Origin of the sequence: Lysinibacillus sp. JNUCC-52 (assembly GCF_015999545.1) — a bacterium.
Lineage (GTDB): Bacteria > Bacillota > Bacilli > Bacillales_A > Planococcaceae > Lysinibacillus.
In genome coordinates, this window is the sequence record NZ_CP065546.1 from 3,636,542 (window position 1) to 3,656,090 (window position 19,549).

Here is a 19,549-nt window from a genome sequence, read left to right on the forward strand (position 1 = left end):
GCGCTACAATACAAAGATTGTAATAGATTTCTTCAAATTACTACCCATCCTAAGCTATACTTATCATCAAAGCAATTGAATGGAGCTGGTAGCAAGTGTTAAAAACACAAATAGAATCATTAATAAACAACGAAGCTAATAGTAAATTACTAGAAGTAGAAAAGGCGTATGCTCAAAAGCACGCATTGTTAGATGAGGATGCAACAGTAGATACGATTGCATTGCAATTTGAAGTAATTGAACGTTGCAATAAGGAGACGGAAGAGTTAATTGTTGAAGAAACAGCTTCGTTTCTAACAAATTCAGTTCAATATTTAAAAGAGCATGCAAATGAATTTTTGTATGTGGCATCAGAACGTTTTGATGTGATTCGCGTCGATTCGTTTGCGCTTGAATTTGACGGGGCGTTTGGTGTGTATAGTGCCTTGTTTGGGCTTCGACTACAAAAGAAGTACAGTGAGTTTTTGCACTCGTATTTAAAAGCACATTTGCAACATGAGAAGATGACGTACAATGTGGCATTTTCTGGAGAAGACGGTCTTTGGGAAGTAAATCTTGCGTTAGATGCGCTGGATGGCTTTAGTGAGCAGCAGTCATTTGACGAAGTGTTAGCACAATTATATTCGCTTGTTTTTGAGCTTCTTGAAGAACTTGAAGCGGCTGTCTGATGAGGATGCTGATTTTAAGATTTAGAAGAGAATACTAGTTGATGGTAGCGAAGGTGGTGACTCCTGCGGGAATAGCACACAATGTAAGACGCAAAAAGACCGCGCGTTAGCGAGGGTTGCTCCTTATTGTAAACCTAAAGACATCCCCGCTAAAAGCGAGTAAATCGCCCGTAAACCCGCACATAGAAAGCACCGCCGTAGCGAACATCAACGTCTAAGCAAAAAGTGTTAGCTTGATCGCCATCAAGCTAACACTTTTTCTCGTCTCTTAAGAAACCGTCTCCTCGACAACGACCATTTCCGAGGCAATAACCGCTGTAGCAGGTGCCTTCTTTGCCTTTGGAATCAAGAAGCAAAGGAACAGAATCGTAGCAAACAATGCCATTGCAATATAGGCAATCGAATGGACAGCGGACGTAAGACCTGCTGCATTAGCCGTAGTATAGATGGACTCGAATGATACGCCTAAAGATGTAAGGTGTTCAGCTAAGGCACTGTTTTCGACAGTACCTGTTTGACCAGCGGCTAGTAGTGCGGCTGAATGCTCGCTTGTGATACCTGCTTCCGTTGCATTCGCTACTAATGTTTCTTTAAATGCCGCGTCTTTAAAAATGGAGAATAGTACAATACCTGAGACAGAGCCTAATGGTGTGCCGAAATCACGGATGAATGAGAATAGACCTGCGCCTGCCGCTAGTTTTTCTTTTGGTACTTCGTTTAAGGCGAATTTCATTAAGATTGGTGTATTGGCTCCAGAAACGAAACCGAGACAAACGGCTAATGTCGCAATAATATTAAATGGCATGGATGCGTCTAGCATTGTAAAAATAAACATAACAATCGTTGGGATAAAGAAAATGGCAATTAAAATGGAACGGCCATTGATTTTATCTGACAAGCGACCTACAACTAAGCCACCGATCGATGAGGCGCCGTATAAGAACATATAAAATAATCCTGTTTGGGAGGCGTCTCCACCTGGGCGTGATGTGATAAAGAAGTTCATGCAATAAATAAATAGCATAAAGGTTGCCACGATAAGCAAGTTAATGCCGACCGCCATGCTAAATAGTTTAATTTTTAATAACGACAATTCAACTAGTGGATTGTTAATGCGGTTTTCGCAAATCCATAACAGCGTAAGTGCCACGATTCCGACAATCAACGTAATGATTGTATACGAGGAAAAGAAGCCGAACGTTTTGCCGATTGTTGACACGGACAACAGTGTGGCTGATGTAACAAAGATAAGGATAAGACCGATGTAATCAAAGGATGATTGCTTTTCTCCCTTCGATTCCTCTACGAAAATTAAGACAACAATTAAGCCAAGAAACGCTAATGCCGCACTAATCCAATAAATAATGGGCCAGCCATATTGTAAAATTAAATAGCCAGCAATTGCCGCACCTGACATGGCAGCGATAGCTTGTACGGATGAAAAAATGCCCGATGCCATGCCGCGTTTTTCTGGTGGGAAAATAACACCGATATAAGCAATCGCTATGGGTAAGATAAACCCAACAGCTACGCCTTGGAATACCCGCGCAATAAGGAACACTGTGAAATCTGGTGCTATCGCAGCCGCAACTTCAGAAATAGCAAAAATGACCATGCCGATGAGCAACATCTTTTTTCGACCATACTGATCCGCAAGACGACCTACAATTGGATATAGTGTAGCAGAAGCAACATAAAAAGTTAGTAAAATTAAACCAGCTAAATAGGTTGGTAATTTAAAATGTTGCGAAATTACTGGAATGGCTGGTGCCTGAAATGCCATTGCCTCAATTGCTACAAATGCCCCAAAAACTAATGCTAAAAATTGAATCCATTGTGACCTCGTGACCTTTGCATTTTGTGGTTTACTTTCCGTACTTGCCATCTCTACTCATCCCCCTTAATGGTAATAAAGCGTTTACAATTCAATGCATCTCCTTCCGCAAGATTTTATTAAGCCCCATTATAAGAGATATATTTTTCGGAATTCAATCCACAAAATCTATGAAAATGTCGTATAAACAACAATGTCTTGTGCTTTGTTGTGTTTTTACTGATGTTTCGACATTTTTCTTTCTTTAACGATCTAATTGCTGACAAAGCATGTTGGACTCAAAAAGTTTTGTCGTTTCTTGCGCTATAAATTGTGCGGAATATTGATAATAGGTTTCCACACTCCAATGATAAATCATGCCTGTTATGACGGAGGCATAATACGTGGCAGCAATTTGAGGTGCTGGCATCTTGTCCTTTACTACAAGTAAAAATTGGTTATAAATTTCCGCAGAAAGTCTTTTCATAAAAGAGTCGCTAAACGTTAAAAAGGTGTGGAAGGCCACATAGTGCTGTTCTACATAGCTAAAGATTGCATGTTGTACATCATATTGAAAAAAGAAGGTTGGAGAAGGTTCGGCATACTGAACCATAATCCCGCAAATATCTTCAATGAAATCCAAAACAATTTGATTTTGTAAGTGTTCCTTTGTTTGAAAGTGCATGTAAAACGTAGAGCGATTAATATTACAACGAGCGACGATATCTGTAATCGAAACAACTGTAGAGCCTCTTTCTTGAACTAAAGCAATGTACGTTTGCTTGATTAAGTTACGCGAATGCTGTGCACGACGGTCTTTTTTTACCTTCATAAAAACACCCCACTTTTTTATTTCAGTTCCAATAAAAAAATTAAAAGTAATATTGCTATATTCGAAATTATATATTATCATAATCGAAATGACTATAATATTCTGAATATTCAATAAAGGAGTGTGGAGAAGTGAACGCATATTTGCTATTGTCAATTGCCTCAAGTATTGCACCAGAGCAAGAAATTTTAACTTTTTTTAAAAGGCGTCTAACTTATGGGCAACTATCCAAGCGTGTTGGTGCATTGGCTAGTCGGTTGGCAGCCGATGGTGTTAAACGTGGTGATCGAGTGGGGATTGTTTCGACAAATAGCCCTGAAGTAGTAGAAAGTTTTTTTGCAGCATTTCAACTAGGTGCAACCATTGTGCCGATTAATTATCGTGCTAAGCCAGAAGAGTTGGCATATATGCTACGAGATAGTGGGATTAAAGTTTTACTAATTGAGAGTCGCTATGTCCAATCAATCGAACAATTTTTAACTAACCCAATGTGCAATATTGACAAGACGATTGTAATTGGCGATGACGCACAAGGTTACGAATTGTATGAAACATATATTGCGAACAATGAGCCAATAATTGACTTTGCTGACATAGAAGAAGACGATATTGCGATTTTACTCTATACGAGTGGGACAACGAGCTTGCCGAAAGGGGTCATGCTTACTTATACACAGCTAACGAATTATGTGATGGGGCATACCGAAGCAGCAACGGGTTTGCCGAATGGTGCATCGTTAACATGTGTTCCGAATTATCATGTAGCGGGGGCAACAAGTATTTGTAACTGTATTTATGGTGGTCGCCGTATTGTATTGATTCGCCAGTTTGAGGCAGATACGTGGCTAGACACGTTAGAGCAAGAGCAAGTGACACATGCTTTTTTAGTACCTACGATGCTCAAGCGTATTATCGATCATCCACGCTTCGGACAAACTGATTTTTCAAGTTTACAAAGCTTATCGTACGGTGCAGCTCCGATGCCATTCCCGATTATTCGTCAGGCGATTGAGATGTTCCCTTTATCCGTCGATTTTGCCAATGCGTTTGGTATGACAGAAACGACATCAACAGTTGCTGTGTTAGGACCAGATGATCATAAGCTTGTAGGCACACCAGAAGAAATTGCACGCAAGATTGAACGCTTACATTCGGTAGGAAAGCCGTTGCCAAATGTGGATATTAAAATACTCGATGACAGTCAACATGAGTTACCGCCTAATGAAATTGGTAACGTTTACATCAAAACGGCAAAGGCGATGAAGGGCTACTGGAATCGTCCCGATGAATCGCAAGAAACGTTGATTGATGGCTGGATTAACACAAAAGATATGGGTTATTTAGATGAGGATGGCTATTTATTTTTAAAAGGTCGCAACTCGGACATGATTATCCGTGGTGGTGAAAATATTGCGCCGCAGGAAATTGAAAATGTGCTCATTGCTCATCCAGAGATTTCGGATGCAGCGGTGATTGGCGTACCTAGTGTGGAGTGGGGCGAAGAGATTTTAGCGGTCATTATTCCAAGTAATGCACTTGCACCGCCTGCTATTGCGGATATTACGGCTTATTGTCGAGAGCGACTCGCTAGTTTTAAATGTCCTAGAATAATAGAATTTGCAACGGAATTACCACGTACATCATCTGGAAAGTTATTAAAGCGTGATTTACGTGATCAATATACTACTAACTTAGTGGAATAAAAATAGAAAGGTGATGGGGGAAATGAAATTCGAATTAACAGCAGAACAAGAATTGTTACGAAAAACAATTCGTGAGTACTTGGCGGAGCAAATAACAGAGGAGTTAATCGAAGAGTTAAAAGATACACCTGAAGGGGGACCTATTTGGAAGTCGTACATTCAAAAGCTTGGTGAAGATGGCTGGCTCGGTGTTGGTTGGCCAAAGGAATATGGGGGGCAAGGTCTTACGCCGCTTGAGCAATATATTTTCATCGAGGAAATAGATCGTACAGGTGTCAATATTCCATTCATTACGCTAGAAACAGTCGGTCCAACGTTAATGAAATTAGGGACTGAGGAACAAAAAAATTATTTTCTACCAAAAATATTAAAAGGTGAAGTTGAGATAGCGATTGGCTATTCAGAACCGCAAGCAGGTACTGATTTAGCTGCATTAGAAACAACAGCGATTCGTGATGGTGATGACTATATCATTAACGGTCAAAAGATTTTTACAACCAATGCACATATTGCTGATTATATTTGGCTTGCCGCGCGCACAGATACAACAGTGTCAAAGCATAAGGGCATTTCGATTTTTTTAGTGCCAACGTCAGACCCAGGATTTTCAGTCACACCTATGGCATTAATGGGTGAGGAAACAAATGTTACGTACTATGAAAATGTGCGCGTACCAGCTTCGGCACTTGTTGGTGAAGAAAATAAAGGCTGGCAATACATTACGTCACAGCTATCCCTTGAGCGTTTAATGCTTTCTACATATGCACGGATGGAGCGTATGGTGGAAGAAACATTGGCATTTGCTCAAGATGCAGTCATTGATGGAGAACGTGTCATTGATCGACCGTGGGTAAAAGAGCATTTTGCACAAATGAAGATGAATTTAGAAGTATTGCGTTTACTCAATTACCGTGCTGCATGGGGCCATGACAATGAACAAGAAGCGCCATTTAGACCTTCGATGAATAAAGTGTTTGCAGCTGAAATTAATCAGCGTGTCTTTGATTCTTGTATGCATATTATGGGGCTATTTGGGCAAGTGCGAGATGGCTCTGATTGGGCAATCGCGAACGGCGATGCAGAAAGTTATGCAAAGAAACGCCTAGTGTTCTTATTTGGAGGCGGTGCCAATGATGTGCAACGTGATTTAGTCGCGCGTTTTGGTTTAGGCTTACGCCGTGCTTAATACAAAGGAGGGGATGAAGATATGTCATTAACAACAGAAATGTTACAATCGCTCGTTGGCATTGAATCAGAGGTGACAAAGGGCACTGACGAAGTGTGCCGTCCGATGATTCGCCATTATTGTGAGGTAATGGAAGATGCCAATCCACTCTATCATGATGACGCATATGCAAAGAATTCACGCTACGGGGAAATCATCGCACCACCAACACAGGTGCAAGTATATACGATGAATCCACTTTGGCCCAAAGTAGAGCGTGAAAAAAATTCAATGGAAAACTTAGTAGATTTACTAAAGGAGCATGGCTATTCTTCGATTGTTGCGACAGCGCAAGTACAAGAATATTTTGAGCCAATGAAAATTGGAGATGACATTAGTTATACGCTGTCCGTAAAAGAAATCTCACCGTTAAAGCAAACGGCACGTGGGCCAGGATACTTCTCGACATTTTTATATACCTTTTTAAATCAGCGCAATGAGGTTGTCTGTAAGCAGTCATTTACAATCTTATCGTATCAAGCACAAGTGCAAGAATAGGAGGAATGAGAATGGAAGCGACGACATATGCAAGCATAACGTGGAATGCCATTGAAGTCGGAACGGAATTGCCAACTACCTCTAGGGAGGTAACGGCAGCATTAGTTGTGGGCGGTGCCATTGCAGCGACGCATGATTATGAAAACGTCCATCACGATCATAGGGCAGCAAAGGCAGCTGGCGCAGATGATGTCTTTATGAATATTTTAACGACGAACGGTCTTGTTGGTAAGTACTTAACTGATTGGGCAGGGCCAGAAAGCACGTTGAAAAAAATTGCGTTGAAATTGGCAGTTCCGAACTATCCAAATGACACGCTCGTTTTTAGCGGTCATGTCAAAAACAAGTATGAGGACAATAATGAATGGCTAGTAGAGATAGAGTTTGTCGGTAAAAACAATCTAGGCTATCACGCATTAGGAGAAGGCGTTTTAGCAATACCAAGGGGGTAAAAGTGTGGAAACGATTCAAGGGAAAGCAGCAATTGTAGGAATTGGACAAACGGAATTTAGTCAAAATTGTGGAAGAACGGAATTAAGAATGGCTCTTGAAGCGATTCTAGCTGCAGCAGAGGATGCAGGTTTAGCTATAAACGAAATCGATGGCATGGTCAATTATACGATGGATAGTGCGACTCAAATAGATATAGTACGTGCACTTGGCATTCCTAACTTAAGCTACTTCAATCAAATTCCATATGGTGGTGGTGCGAGTTGTGGCACGGTTGCCAGTGCAGCGGCAGCTGTCGCATCGGGTATGGCGAACTATGTCGTTTGTGTACGGTCCATTCGTGATGCATCTGGTCCGATGCGTTATGGCGATTTCGAGCCAACACGTGTAAGTGGAGATTTGAACATGGGCATGTATCATCCATATGGCTTATTAACACCTGTGTCATGGGTAGCGATGTTTGCCAACCGCTACATTCATGAATATGGCATAAAGGATGGACAGCTAGCGTGGGCACCGTTAGTTAATCGTGAAAATGCGAACCGTAATCCAAATGCTATTTTTCATCATCGCAAAATGACGATGGAGGAATACTTAGAATCGCCAATTAATGTCGAGCCATTGCGTCGCCATGATTGCTGTTTAAGTACGGACGGTGCCATTGCAGTTATTGTAACAACGCCAGAGCGTGCAAAAGCATTAAGGCAAAAGCCTGCGATTATAGCTGGCGCGAGCCAAGGAATGTCTACAAATGGAGAAGTGATGACGAGTTATTACCGCGATGAAATTACGTTTTTGCATGAAGTAGAAGCATCAGGTAAAAAGTTATTCCAGCAAGCTGGTATTACACCGCAGGACATTGATGTGGCACAGATTTACGATGCATTTAGTCCATTAATTCCGATGCAACTGGAAGCACTTGGCTTTGTTAGTAGAGGCGAAGGGGTTGCGTTTTGTGAAGGCGGCACGCGCATTAATCGTCACGGGGAGTTACCGATTAATACAGCAGGAGGCTTAATGTCGGAAGGTTATTTACATGGCATGAATTTAATAACAGAAGGTGTTCGTCAAATTCGTGGTACATCCACAACACAAATAGATAACGTAGAAAATGTGCTTGTTACAGGTGGTACATGTGTGCCAACAAGTGGGCTCATTTTAAGAAGGGGGTAAAACAATATGGTGCAATATACGGGTATTGGCACGCCAAAGCCAAATATGAATGAAGATACGGAAATGTTTTGGCACAAGCTTCGGGAAACAAAGAAACTACATTTTCAACAATGTTGTAAGTGCGGTACAGTGTTACATCCACCGCGTCCTATTTGTTATAACTGCCATAGTTTTGACTTGGAATGGGTAGAAACGCCTACGAAAGGAACAATCTATTCTTATGTTGTGTATCACCGTTCGGTACACCCAGGATTTCAAACACCGTACGAAGTAGTATTAGTTGAATTAGAAAATGGTGCAAGAATTGTTGGCAATATGCTGGACGCTGCCCCAGATGAATTGGCAATCGGTATGCCTGTAGAAGTAGTCGTAGACGATCAGGTCTATGAAGACTTATCTCTTATTAAGTTTAAAAAAATATGAGGAGGGGTCGTAAATGGATTTTCATTTAAATGATATTCAAAAAGAGTTTAAACAAACTGCACGCAAGTTTTTTAAAGAGAAGTGTGCATTGGAGGAACTACACGCTTTTGAAAAAAATCCACATCATTTTTCAGAGAAGCTATATACCGAACTGGTAGATTTGGGCTTTGTCGGTCTTGTTGTGCCAGAGCAATATGGAGGCTTTGATGGAGACTTTTTAGATTTAGCGATTGTCATGGAGGAAGCGGGTTGGGGCTTATTCCAAGGTCCTTTCTTCTCCACAATCGTAAGTGGTGTCATGCCAGTACTTACACATGGTACGGAGACACAAAAGGAAACTTTGCTTCCTGCATTTACAAGTGGCGAACAAAAGGTCAGCTATGCGATTGCAGAGCCACATGCTCATAACAAATTGGAGCATTTGACACTAGAAGCGGTTTTTGCGGGCGACAAATATGTGTTAAATGGCACGAAGTTATTTGTTCCATTTGCACAGTCAGTTGAAAAACTATTTGTTGTAGCTCGTACAGATCAGGGTGCTGTTGGGTCAGAAGCAGGTTTGACAGTTTTCCTTATTGATAAGGCTACAAAAGGAATTGAAGTGAAAGACATTCCAACGATTAGTGCAGACGGTTTATGTGAAGTGCAGTTCAATCATGTAGAAGTAAGCGTGGAGCAAATCGTAGGAAAGGCTGGAGAAGGGTTCCGTGTAGCAAGCGATATGCTAACATTTGCGACTGCATTAAAGTCTATTGAAATGACAGGTGTACTCAGCCGAGCAGTTGATATTACCTCTGATTATGTGAAGGAGCGTCATCAATTTAATGTACCGATCGGTTCGTTCCAAGCGGTTCAACATCGCATGTCGGATATGTTAACAATTGTTGAAGGTGGTCGTCTAGCAGCCTTTCATGCCTTTTCAAGATTAGTAGAAGGCAAAGATGCGAAAACAGAAGTAGCCATTGCAAAAGCTTGGCTTAGCCAGGAAGGGCAAAAGGTAGTAACAGGTGCCCATCAACTGCACGGTGGAATGGGGATTGATTATGACTACCCATTACAGTTTTGTTACCGTCGCTTCAAAGGGCAACAACTAGCGTTTGGTTCATCAGAAGTTCATCTGCACAATCTAGGTGAATGGTTGTCCATAAAGCAAGAAGAACCTTCAAAAGTATCTAGTATGTAAGGGGGGGAGTAGATGACACAAACAGCATTAACACATCTGAAAGTACTCGATTTGTCCTGGCATATTGCAGGACCGTATTGTACCAAAATATTGGCGGATTATGGGGCTGAAGTCATTAAAGTGGAACGTCCTGAAACAGGAGATCCATCAAGAGCAGCGGGTCCCTTTAAAAATAATGAGGAAAATTTAAATGCGAGCGGTTTATTTGCTTATTTAAATAATAATAAGCAAAGTATTACTCTCGATTTAAAATCCGAGCATAGTATACGTATTATTAAGCAATTAGTGAAGGATATGGATTTACTTGTTGAAAACTTTGCGCCTGGTGTGATGCAGCGACTAGGCTTAGATTATGAAACGTTAAAGGCGATTAATCCTAAGCTTGTTATGGTATCGATTTCAAACTTTGGGCAACAGGGAGAGTTTGCGCATTATAAGGCAACAGAGATTATTACGCAGGCAATGAGCGGTTTTTTATCTTCAGTTGGTGAGCCGAATCGAGAGCCAGTTCGTGCAGCAGGACAATTACGTATTTTAGAGTATATCACTGGTACATTTGCCGCCTCCTCCGCTATTGCGGCATGTCGAGGGGCACGTGTAGCTGGAATAGGTGCACATTTAGATATATCCATCGCAGAAATGGGTTTATTACAGCGTTCCTATCCAACTGTTCAAAACTCTTATCCGACAAGTATTTTTAAGTATGAAGGACGTTATGTTATGCTGCCAGGCATTGAACAATGTAAGGATGGGCATGTCGGCATAAGTGTTCTGACAGGTCAACATTGGCAAGGGTTCTGCTTTATGATTGAGGCTTATGATTGGGTAGAAGATGAGCGTTTTACAACGTTACCTCAGCGATTAATGCATAAGGACATTTTTCAAGAGCGTCTTGATGCGTTTTTAATGGAGCGTACGACTGAGGAAGTGCTTGCTTTAGGCAATGAATGGCGTGTACCTGTAACGCTTGTTCCGACTTTTGAAGACCTACTATCCTTAGATCAGTATGTAGAACGTGAATTTTTCGTCGAGGTCAATCATCCAGAGCTTGGCATCATGAAGCAACCTGGTGCACCTTTCCGAATGTCGAAAACACCTTGGTCGATTCGTACAAGCGCTCCTTTGCTAGGTGAGCATAACGAAAAAACATTCAAACCATTTTATGATAAAAGTACACAAGTCTAGAAAGGGTGAAATCATATGCATCAACCATTAAAGGGAGTACGCATTTTAGATTTGTCGATGTGGTGGTCAGGCCCAATGTGTACATCTTATCTCGGTGCACTTGGTGCGGAAATTATAAAGTTGGAATCTATTCAATCACCAGATGGCTTCCGTTTTATGTTAACTTCCCCGAAGGAAGATTGGTGGGAGTTTGGTCCACAATTTAACGCTGCCAATCATAATAAATTAGGTGCAACGCTTAATTTAAATGATGAAGAGGGAAAAGCGTATTTTAAAAAGGTGATGGAAAAATGCGATATTGTTATTGAAAACTATACACCACGTGTGATGGAAAACTTTCATTTAACATATGACGTGCTATCTCAATATAAGAAAGATGTGATTATGCTTTCAATGCCAGCCTACGGGAAAACAGGGCCATATCGTGACCAACCTGGATTTGCTTATACATTTGAAATGTTATCGGGTATTGCACAATTAAATGGTTACCAAGATGGTAAACCGATGACTGTACTTGGCGTTGCAGATGTATTAGCAGGCTTTCATGCGGCGGCTGCCTTGTTAATTGCATTAGAGCATCGCGATCGTACTGGTGAAGGACAGGAAATTGAGCTTGCGCAAAATGAAGGCTGTGTGAATTACATGGGTGCACCTATTGCAGACTTTATATTGAATGGTGAAAATTGGAGTCGTGTAGGCAATCGTCAGCCAGGAATTGCTCCACAAGGTGTATACCGTACTCAAGGCAAAGATAGTTGGGTTGCGATTTCCATCACTTCAGATGAGGAATGGCAAAACTTATGCCAAGAAATGAATGCGCAATCGCTTCTAGAGGATGAGCGTTTCAAGACAGTAGCAGGGCGCATAGCAGCGCATGATGAATTGGATGCCATTATTTCGAAGTGGACGCAGCATGAAACACATCATGCAATTGCATCACGTCTCCAAAAAGTCGGTGTGCCAGCAGGTCCTGTATTGGAAGTGCATGAAATGGAGCATGATCCATTTTTAAAAAATATGTTTCAAGAAGTAACACGAGCGTATGTAGGAACACATCTATATCCGTCTTGGCCAATTAAATGGAACAATGAACGTGTTTTACATAAAGCACCCGCGCCATTACTTGGTCAGGATAATGAATATGTATTTAAGGAGTTATTACAACTTTCAGAGGAAGATTATAATCGCTTGCTAGAAAAAAATATTATCGGCAGTCAAATGCTTAGCTAAAGGGAGGGAGCGTAAATGACTATTAAAATCGGTACGAAATTCACATGCCCAAAATGTCAAAGCGAGTTCATTATGATGAAAATCGGTGAAGGACAATTAACTTGCTGTGGGCAAAAGATTAGTGAGAAAAAGTAAGGAGTGATGTACGATGGCGAATCAATTAGGAAAACGCTTTGAATGTTTGGAATGTGGGAGTGAAGTAATGTGCATCAAATCCGGTGAAGGTTCTGTACAATGTTGCGATAAAAATATGCAGGTGAAAAAGCCCGTCGCATTACCAACAGCGGACTAAGATAGGAGGTCGTATGATGAAGCAGCAAACACTTAAGGGCTGTCGAATACTGGAACTTTCAACAACGCTTGCAACGAGTTATGCTGCTGAATTATTACGGCAGCAAGGAGCATATGTCGAAAAAGTAAGTGTGAAGCAACCTTTCTTTTGTGATTCACAGAAGGTGCTTACATCATCGGTACAAACAGGGAGTGAATGGGATATTGTACTAACGGAAGATCGTAAGTGGAGAGCAGCGTGTTTTCCACAGGCAGTCACAATATTCATTAACTTTCAATCTTTTCAAACAGGTGATGAGCGTGAACTACAAGTGAAAGCTGGCTGGCTTAAGGAAAGTGAGCAAGAATCATCCCCTTCTATTGCCATCGGAGGTTTCCCCGCCTCTATATTAGTGGCAGCTCATATTGCTTTTGTCTCAGTTTGTCAGTTACTTGAAGGGCAACGCGGTGCCACAGTAGTTGTACATGTTGCCTCCATTTTAGCGAGTGCACTACATGGTCGCCTGTTTACAAAAGAAGAACAAGAGATTGTGCCGATGATCCTAACCCCTGCTGTGGATGGTCCACTGTTCATTGGTGCGCCTAGTGATGAACAGTGGGCATTTTTAACCCGTTGGGCACAAGTAGATTTACCAACTTGTACAACACAATTGGAACGACGGTTGCAAAAAAGCACTATCGAGGCTTCACTAAGTAAGTGGAGTTCCAGTCAGTTACGGCAAGAGCTAATGACACTCGGGCAAACGTTTAGATTACCTTTTGCTAGTGTCCAATCGCATCAGGAAGTAATACAATGTCCCCAACATAAAAGTCGAGGTTTTATTGAACAACAACGCATCATCCGCTCCCCATGGATTATGTCAAAAGGGCTGGCAGCAAACCAGTCCTTTTCTTTTACCAGTTTTAAGGCGTTGCAAATTGTGGATATGACAGCGATGTGGGCTGGCCCGTATTGTACACGTTTATTTGCGGATTTAGGAGCGACAGTAATTAAAATTGAAGCGCCCCATCGTCCAGATGGCATTCGCGGTAAGTCGGGATCAACTCCTTTTTTTGAAGAGCTAAATCGCAATAAAAAATCAGTCGTTCTAGATTTGAATGTGGAAGCAGATAAAGAGGTTCTATTACATCTCATAGAAGACAGCCATATTGTCGTAAATAATTTTAGCCCACGTGTAATGGTGAATTTTGGCTTGACGGATGATGTACTACAGCTACACAATGCATCAATTATTCATGCATCGTTATCCGCATTTGGTCAAACAGGACCTTTTCGAGATTATGTAGGCTATGGCTCGACATTGGAGTCAATGGGTGGAATCGTCGCACAAACAGTAGATCATACAGGGACACCTACGCTTCCTCTGTTTTCTATTAGTGATATGTTGGCAGGTGTTATCGGTGCCTTTTCGATTGCTCTTGCTTTGTATGAACAAACGACAACGTATGCGGCCTATATGATTGATGTCTCGCAATATGAAGTAGCGACGCTGGTTGCTTGGGTTCCTTATGAGCCTACTTCGGATGCATCAGGTGTCAACACAATGAATAACTGTGATGACAATATAATAGAAGAAACACTAAGTTCATGGCACGAACAGAAAGAAAGAGCACCTTATTTTGGTGAGCATACTGCTTTTTACAAGTCACATTATTCCAAAGAAAAGAGGGATACATTATGAATTATCAATTTATTAATATAACCCAACAGCAAGGCATCGCCTACATACAACTAGTAGACAGTAAAACACAAAATGAATGGCATGCACCCTTTATTCAAGAGTTGCGAGATATCGCTATTTATTTGCGTGATGCAACGAATATTAAGGTAGTTGTTGTCGGTTCGAGTGCAGATGAGTTTTCAATTGGCAGTAGACTCCCTGCATTTTCAGAGGAAGATGTTCCACAACAATATCAGACAGTAAGTCTTGCAACAGACGTACTTGAACTTTGGGCAAAGCTCCCATATCCAATTATTATGGCCATCCATGGGCAATGCACATCATTAGCATTTAGTTTTGCTTGTATTGCAGATATTCGGATTATTGCGGAAGATGTGCAATTTGCGGTACCTGAATTAGCTTACGGTTTAGTACCAGCAGGGGGCATTACACAGCGATTGCCAAGACTAATTGGTAAAGGCGCAGCGATGAATGTCTTGCTAGGTCAGTCTACTGTAGATGCGCAAGAAGCGATTGCACTAGGTTTAGCTACAACACAAGTGCCACGTGAGGAGCTATGGCAAACGGCTTGTACTGAAGGACTGCGTCTAAGCGAGCTTTCTACTTTATCATTACAGTATACGAAGGAATGCTTATACCGTGGTAGTGAGCTACCATTTGAGCAAGGGTTACGTTTAGAGTTAGATGTTTATTTATTATTACAAACTTCACGTGATCGTATGGAAGGTGTTGAAGCATTTTTAGAGAAGCGCAAGCCACATTTTATTGGGGAGTAGGAGGCGATTACATGGAATCAATCGTTTTATTAGAGAGAGATGAAAATATAGCTATTATTACATTGAATCATCCTGAAAAATTAAATGCCGTTAGTGTGGCGATGCGTGATGCATTGTATGAACAAATTTTAGCAGTACAAGCTGATCCTACAATCGATGGCGTTATATTACGTGGTAATGGCAAAGGATTTTGCGCAGGCGCAGATTTAAAGGAATTTGGCACAATCCCTTCTGTTATTGAGAAACGGAAAATTCGGATTCAGCATGATATATGGGAGGAATTCCGCCGATGTCCAAAGCCGATTGCCGCTATTTTGCATGGCTTTGCTGTTGGCTCAGGAATAGAGATGGCGATGATTTGCGACTTTCGTTTTGCAGCACCGAAAACAAAAATATCGTTGCCTGAATGTGCGCTAGGGATGTTACCAGCCGCTGGAGGGACACAAAGCCTACCCCGTTTAATGAGACATGGTTGGGCGATAGATTTTGCGATGAAAGGTTATTATTTATCGGCAGAGGAAGCGAAGGCTCGTCAAATTGTCACAGACATTTTTCCAGAAGAGCATTTATTTGATGAAGTAATGCGTTTTATGAAGCGTATAACGACGTATTCTAAAACAGCACAGCAAATTAAACGGCTCATTTCTAGTGGGATGGATCGATCTTTAGAGCAAGGGCTTGCATTTGAACAAACCCTTGTTAAGGAATGTTATAAGCAAAAGGTCATCGCAAATGGCTAGTGTTGTTGTTCAAGAAAATCTTGTGTAATTTTTGCTGTGTATTCTTGTACAATTTTTTCCATCTGTTCTTTGATGTCCTCATGATAACGGGCAAGCGGGAGGAGAATCGTGAGTGCAGCTAAAGGCTCTTCACTATTACCCCAAATAGGCGCGGCAACGCCAATCATACCATCTGCTCGCTCACCGAGGCTCCAAGCATAACCGTCTTGCTTGATGGTGGAGAGCTGTTGCTTAAAAAGTTCAATATCAAGTGTAGTTTCTGTATATTGGATATAGGTAGTGCGATTAAAATACGTTTGTAAATCTTTTGGCGACATGTAGGCCATATGTAATTTGCCGATAGCGCCATAATATAATTCATATTCTTCCCCAAGTGGCGTAGTGACTTTTAAAGCATGTTCACTCTCAACCCCCGATAAAAAGAGGTGTTTATTACCTGAGCGTATTGATAAGTAAACAGACTCTTTTGTTTTAGCTGCTAGTTCCACCATGTACGGTTGAGCAATCGAAACAATATCTGGCGAATGAAAGCGATTGACGATTTGGAAAATAATTGGCCCTGGCTGATACGTTTTACTATCCGAATTTTTTAAAAGCATGCCACGGTCAGTTAAAGTGGCAGCTAAACGAAATGCCGCTGTTTTACTAATTTTTAGTTCACGCTCAATATCAACTAGCCCAATGGATTTGTATTTTAAAAATAATGTGAGTAATGAGATGGCATTATCCACAGTACTTAATCGGTGGACGGTTTTTGTATTATCCATGGTTTTCACACCTTTACGTTTTTTGAAAATTGCGATTATAGCAATTAACTATTTATTATATATAGTTATTGTACGAATTACAATATTTGTTATAAAGAATGATAAAGTCGCTCACCAGCAATCCACGTCTCTAATACTTGCATATTTCGAAGCTGAGCCAATGTGCAGTTTAAGGGATGCTGTTCCACAATAATAAAATTAGCGTCATAGCCTGGTGCAAGTTGACCTATTCGTTGTTGTTCACCAATAACGAAAGCGGCATGGGTTGTATAAAGATTCAGAGCTTCCTGGCTTGACACAGCCTCTTGCATATTGACTGGCAAGCCATCCTTACTTTGCCTTGTACATGACGCATACATGCCAAGCCAAGGGGAGATAGGGGCGACAGGTGCATCTGAACCAGCTGCAACTGTTATACCGTGTTGTAGTAAAGAATTCACTGGATAAAGCCAACTGTGCTCACTGTCGTCTACTTGCTGTATGTAGCGATCACCATGAACGTCGATAAACGGAGGATTTGTGACGACTTGTATTTGATTTTCATGTAACATCTCAAAAAAAGCTTCGGGACATAAACTCAAATGTTCAAAGCGGCAAATTCCTTTTATTTCAGGGAGTTGCTGACGTACTGTTTGTAAAGCATCAATGGCATGCCAAACCATTTCAGGATTAACAACATGAATTGCCACTGGGCTATTTTCGAGAAATGCTTGTTTCATCATGTGTACAACGATATCTTGACGAGGGTAAATTTCTGGCATTGTCTCCAATACAATTTTTAAGGCATTGCGTTTAAATATGGGTATAGGTTGAAGCTGATTTGCAAGGTCATCAAAGTGAGCGCTACCTGTCATCCAGTGAACGGGAATTTTCCAAAATTGTTGAGCCGCTTTTTTCCATACTGTAAGCTGCGAAGCGGATGTCGTGGCAGATGCATCACAAACAGTAGTAATGCCTAAAGATAGAAGTTTTGATTGTAAAGTTTTTATACCAGCTAACCACTGCGCTTCAGGTAATTTCGGTAATACAAATTCGTTTAGGAAAGCATCGGCTCCATGAATAATACCTGTAGGCAGTCCAAAAGAATTTAGCTCCAAATGAATGCCTTCTTTAGAGTGACTTTCTAAAGCATGTTTAAAATAGTCCCAGGCATTGCTGTTTAACACGGATGTATGTCGTGTTACATAACGTAAACGGATTGGGTGTTCTGTAGAAAGCTCATCTAGCATCGCCATAGTGAAAGGCTCTATTTGCGAGAAATGATAAGGATGATAGCCATTAATACGAACCCAATTTCCAGTTGGAATGAGCGATATTTGCTCACGAAGATAGGCAAAAAGCGTCTCTTTCGTTTCGTATGAGGTCGGTATATGTATATTAAACTGCTCGCTAACCATCGCTTGTAAGTGACAATGTGCATCGATGAAACCAGGCAAAATCACTTTTTGCTGTGCATCAATATTTATTTTAGCTCGATAGGGTGAACAATCATTATGTCCAAATAAAGCGATGATTTTTCCGTTAAGAATGGCCATACTTGTAGCGATTACTACAGATTTTGATTGCGTTACGATAACGGCATTATAAATAAATAAATCGATTTGTTGTACCATAAGTTGGCTCCTTTCCATAAGAAGTGCTATTATCTTAACATAAAAAGACAGAATAATAGAATAATTAAGTAGAGGTGGAAAGATGCAAAATCAAAAGCTTTTAAATTGGCAAGTTGTTACATTGCCGATTCCTTATGATTTACGAAGTGTTAACTGCTATGTAATTGAAGAGCCTTCTGGAATTACAATTATTGATACAGGTGACGATAATGCTGAGTCGAAAGAAATATGGCGGCGGGTCATTGGTGAACGTAAAGTTAACCGTGTGCTTATCACACATTTGCATATTGATCATTTTGGTTTGGCAAAATGGCTCCAAGATGAGTATGAGGCAACTATTTGGATGTCTCAACGAAGTTACGAGGAATTAACAAGCAGACGGGAACGTTTTGAAAACGGCATTACCGACGATGGCAGTTTATCTTTTCTAGCTGATTATGGGATGGTGCAAGATCAAGCGGCATCAGCGGTATTTAATCGTTACGAACCATTTCAAGTACATGTCGATGTTATTTTTTCGGAGCATCAAATGATTGAAAGTGAAACCTTTAATTTGCAGCCAATTTGGACACCAGGTCACTCGGCAGATCATTATTGTTTTTATGAAAAAGAGGCTGGCGTTTTATTTTTAGGGGATCATTTATTAGAAATTATTAACCCGATTGTTATGCCTTCAACAAAAATGCAAAATCCGCTCGCCTTATATTTGGCGACATTTGAAAGCTTAGGTCAATTAAAAATTCATGATGCATTGCCTGCCCATGGGACACAAATTGAAGACTTTAATGAGCGCGTATCACGATTAATGGCACACTATACTGACAAATGTCAGCAAATTTTAAATGCAATACCTGAAGAAGGTGCCTCAGCACAGGAAATTACGAATCAGGTGTATGCACATAAGCCTGTAGAGCTTCGAGGAGCTGCTTTTATTCAAGTGATTACCTTTGTGCATTATTTAATGGAGCGCAATTATTTAATACGAAAGCGCAAAGGTCAAAGTTACAACTTTTATAGAAGCGGTTTGACAGATGAAAAGCCGTTTACACTTTGTTAAGGCGTATGCGCACTTTATCTTTCATGAAGTGTATTTTTGCCGTACTGGCAAGGATATACTTCTTTTTATTTTTCGCAAAAAACAATGGTAGTTCTTTTTCCTAATTATAAAAAATTTCTAGAAGGGGTGCATGAAAATAGAATAAGGCGATAGTGACCTTCTTCGCTTGGACAATGTTTTGGCAGGAAGGTATATAAGGGATTTATGTGAAATGGCTACAGACTGTGCAGAGTTAGCAAG

The 19,549-nt window shown here is 40.9% G+C and carries 19 protein-coding genes; 15 read left to right on the forward strand and 4 right to left on the reverse strand.

Annotated elements, in window-relative coordinates; genetic code table 11:
- Positions 1–95: 95 nt before the first annotated feature.
- The gene (locus JNUCC52_RS17945) at positions 96–668 is read left to right on the forward strand and encodes a hypothetical protein (RefSeq protein ID WP_337980480.1); all 573 of its coding nucleotides are present in this window, start codon (positions 96–98) and stop codon (positions 666–668) included.
- A 268-nt stretch (positions 669–936) separates the two neighbouring features.
- Here the strand turns inward: JNUCC52_RS17945 and JNUCC52_RS17950 are convergent, their stop codons facing one another.
- Positions 937–2,553, reverse strand: a complete 1,617-nt coding sequence (locus tag JNUCC52_RS17950) for an MFS transporter (protein WP_337980481.1) — start codon at positions 2,551–2,553, stop codon at positions 937–939.
- Between the two features lie 193 nt (positions 2,554–2,746).
- Positions 2,747–3,313: a TetR/AcrR family transcriptional regulator gene (locus tag JNUCC52_RS17955; RefSeq protein WP_337980482.1), complete on the reverse strand. Its 567-nt coding sequence runs from the start codon at positions 3,311–3,313 to the stop codon at positions 2,747–2,749.
- A 131-nt stretch (positions 3,314–3,444) separates the two neighbouring features.
- On the opposite strand from JNUCC52_RS17955, the gene JNUCC52_RS17960 reads away from it, so the two are divergent.
- The 13 genes from JNUCC52_RS17960 (at position 3,445) to JNUCC52_RS18020 (ending at position 15,872) form a co-directional block, all read left to right on the forward strand.
- Positions 3,445–5,016, forward strand: coding sequence for a class I adenylate-forming enzyme family protein (locus JNUCC52_RS17960; protein ID WP_337980483.1), 1,572 nt, complete (start codon positions 3,445–3,447; stop codon positions 5,014–5,016).
- 22 nt (positions 5,017–5,038) lie between these two features.
- The gene (locus JNUCC52_RS17965; RefSeq protein WP_173479495.1) at positions 5,039–6,202 is read left to right on the forward strand and encodes an acyl-CoA dehydrogenase family protein; all 1,164 of its coding nucleotides are present in this window, start codon (positions 5,039–5,041) and stop codon (positions 6,200–6,202) included.
- A gap of 21 nt (positions 6,203–6,223) precedes the next feature.
- Positions 6,224–6,739, forward strand: a complete 516-nt coding sequence (locus tag JNUCC52_RS17970; RefSeq protein WP_173479496.1) for an FAS1-like dehydratase domain-containing protein — start codon at positions 6,224–6,226, stop codon at positions 6,737–6,739.
- Positions 6,740–6,750: 11 nt separating this feature from the next.
- Positions 6,751–7,191 (forward strand): hotdog family protein, encoded by a 441-nt coding sequence (locus JNUCC52_RS17975; RefSeq protein WP_173479497.1) that lies wholly within the window; start codon positions 6,751–6,753, stop codon positions 7,189–7,191.
- Positions 7,192–7,195: 4 nt separating this feature from the next.
- Positions 7,196–8,362, forward strand: a complete 1,167-nt coding sequence (locus JNUCC52_RS17980) for a thiolase C-terminal domain-containing protein (RefSeq protein WP_337980484.1) — start codon at positions 7,196–7,198, stop codon at positions 8,360–8,362.
- 6 nt (positions 8,363–8,368) lie between these two features.
- On the forward strand, positions 8,369–8,785 hold the full coding sequence (locus JNUCC52_RS17985; protein ID WP_337980485.1) for a Zn-ribbon domain-containing OB-fold protein: 417 nt from the start codon (positions 8,369–8,371) through the stop codon (positions 8,783–8,785).
- Between the two features lie 13 nt (positions 8,786–8,798).
- On the forward strand, positions 8,799–9,968 hold the full coding sequence (locus JNUCC52_RS17990; protein ID WP_337980486.1) for an acyl-CoA dehydrogenase family protein: 1,170 nt from the start codon (positions 8,799–8,801) through the stop codon (positions 9,966–9,968).
- 12 nt (positions 9,969–9,980) lie between these two features.
- Positions 9,981–11,153: a CaiB/BaiF CoA transferase family protein gene (locus JNUCC52_RS17995; RefSeq protein ID WP_337980487.1), complete on the forward strand. Its 1,173-nt coding sequence runs from the start codon at positions 9,981–9,983 to the stop codon at positions 11,151–11,153.
- 15 nt (positions 11,154–11,168) lie between these two features.
- Positions 11,169–12,383, forward strand: coding sequence for a CaiB/BaiF CoA transferase family protein (locus JNUCC52_RS18000; protein WP_337980488.1), 1,215 nt, complete (start codon positions 11,169–11,171; stop codon positions 12,381–12,383).
- A 148-nt stretch (positions 12,384–12,531) separates the two neighbouring features.
- Complete coding sequence (locus tag JNUCC52_RS18005; RefSeq protein WP_173479504.1) at positions 12,532–12,675, forward strand: hypothetical protein; 144 nt, start codon at positions 12,532–12,534, stop codon at positions 12,673–12,675.
- Between the two features lie 13 nt (positions 12,676–12,688).
- Complete coding sequence (locus JNUCC52_RS18010; RefSeq protein WP_337980489.1) at positions 12,689–14,356, forward strand: CoA transferase; 1,668 nt, start codon at positions 12,689–12,691, stop codon at positions 14,354–14,356.
- Positions 14,353–15,132 carry an enoyl-CoA hydratase/isomerase family protein gene (locus JNUCC52_RS18015; RefSeq protein ID WP_337980490.1) on the forward strand — a complete coding sequence of 260 codons (780 nt, stop codon included), beginning with the start codon at positions 14,353–14,355 and terminating at the stop codon, positions 15,130–15,132. The genes JNUCC52_RS18010 and JNUCC52_RS18015 overlap by 4 nt, the downstream gene beginning before the upstream one ends.
- 11 nt (positions 15,133–15,143) lie before the next feature.
- The gene (locus JNUCC52_RS18020; RefSeq protein ID WP_139859698.1) at positions 15,144–15,872 is read left to right on the forward strand and encodes an enoyl-CoA hydratase/isomerase family protein; all 729 of its coding nucleotides are present in this window, start codon (positions 15,144–15,146) and stop codon (positions 15,870–15,872) included.
- On the opposite strand, the gene JNUCC52_RS18025 is transcribed toward JNUCC52_RS18020, so the two are convergent.
- Both JNUCC52_RS18025 and JNUCC52_RS18030 read right to left on the reverse strand, forming a co-directional pair.
- Positions 15,869–16,639: an IclR family transcriptional regulator gene (locus tag JNUCC52_RS18025; protein ID WP_337980491.1), complete on the reverse strand. Its 771-nt coding sequence runs from the start codon at positions 16,637–16,639 to the stop codon at positions 15,869–15,871. The genes JNUCC52_RS18020 and JNUCC52_RS18025 overlap by 4 nt on opposite strands.
- An 89-nt stretch (positions 16,640–16,728) precedes the next feature.
- Positions 16,729–18,252: an amidohydrolase gene (locus JNUCC52_RS18030; RefSeq protein ID WP_337980492.1), complete on the reverse strand. Its 1,524-nt coding sequence runs from the start codon at positions 18,250–18,252 to the stop codon at positions 16,729–16,731.
- Between the two features lie 82 nt (positions 18,253–18,334).
- On the opposite strand from JNUCC52_RS18030, the gene JNUCC52_RS18035 reads away from it, so the two are divergent.
- Positions 18,335–19,309, forward strand: coding sequence for an MBL fold metallo-hydrolase (locus JNUCC52_RS18035; RefSeq protein ID WP_337980493.1), 975 nt, complete (start codon positions 18,335–18,337; stop codon positions 19,307–19,309).
- Positions 19,310–19,549: the final 240 nt, after the last annotated feature.

Coding starts and splice junctions, on each gene's coding strand:
- JNUCC52_RS17950 (WP_337980481.1), bottom strand. CDS start 2,553: ATGGCAAGTACGGAAAGTAAACCACAAAATGCAAAGGTCACGAGGTCA.
- JNUCC52_RS17955 (WP_337980482.1), bottom strand. CDS start 3,313: ATGAAGGTAAAAAAAGACCGTCGTGCACAGCATTCGCGTAACTTAATC.
- JNUCC52_RS17965 (WP_173479495.1), top strand. CDS start 5,039: ATGAAATTCGAATTAACAGCAGAACAAGAATTGTTACGAAAAACAATT.
- JNUCC52_RS17970 (WP_173479496.1), top strand. CDS start 6,224: ATGTCATTAACAACAGAAATGTTACAATCGCTCGTTGGCATTGAATCA.
- JNUCC52_RS17975 (WP_173479497.1), top strand. CDS start 6,751: ATGGAAGCGACGACATATGCAAGCATAACGTGGAATGCCATTGAAGTC.
- JNUCC52_RS17985 (WP_337980485.1), top strand. CDS start 8,369: ATGGTGCAATATACGGGTATTGGCACGCCAAAGCCAAATATGAATGAA.
- JNUCC52_RS17990 (WP_337980486.1), top strand. CDS start 8,799: ATGGATTTTCATTTAAATGATATTCAAAAAGAGTTTAAACAAACTGCA.
- JNUCC52_RS17995 (WP_337980487.1), top strand. CDS start 9,981: ATGACACAAACAGCATTAACACATCTGAAAGTACTCGATTTGTCCTGG.
- JNUCC52_RS18000 (WP_337980488.1), top strand. CDS start 11,169: ATGCATCAACCATTAAAGGGAGTACGCATTTTAGATTTGTCGATGTGG.
- JNUCC52_RS18005 (WP_173479504.1), top strand. CDS start 12,532: ATGGCGAATCAATTAGGAAAACGCTTTGAATGTTTGGAATGTGGGAGT.
- JNUCC52_RS18010 (WP_337980489.1), top strand. CDS start 12,689: ATGATGAAGCAGCAAACACTTAAGGGCTGTCGAATACTGGAACTTTCA.
- JNUCC52_RS18015 (WP_337980490.1), top strand. CDS start 14,353: ATGAATTATCAATTTATTAATATAACCCAACAGCAAGGCATCGCCTAC.
- JNUCC52_RS18020 (WP_139859698.1), top strand. CDS start 15,144: ATGGAATCAATCGTTTTATTAGAGAGAGATGAAAATATAGCTATTATT.
- JNUCC52_RS18025 (WP_337980491.1), bottom strand. CDS start 16,639: ATGGATAATACAAAAACCGTCCACCGATTAAGTACTGTGGATAATGCC.
- JNUCC52_RS18030 (WP_337980492.1), bottom strand. CDS start 18,252: ATGGTACAACAAATCGATTTATTTATTTATAATGCCGTTATCGTAACG.
- JNUCC52_RS18035 (WP_337980493.1), top strand. CDS start 18,335: ATGCAAAATCAAAAGCTTTTAAATTGGCAAGTTGTTACATTGCCGATT.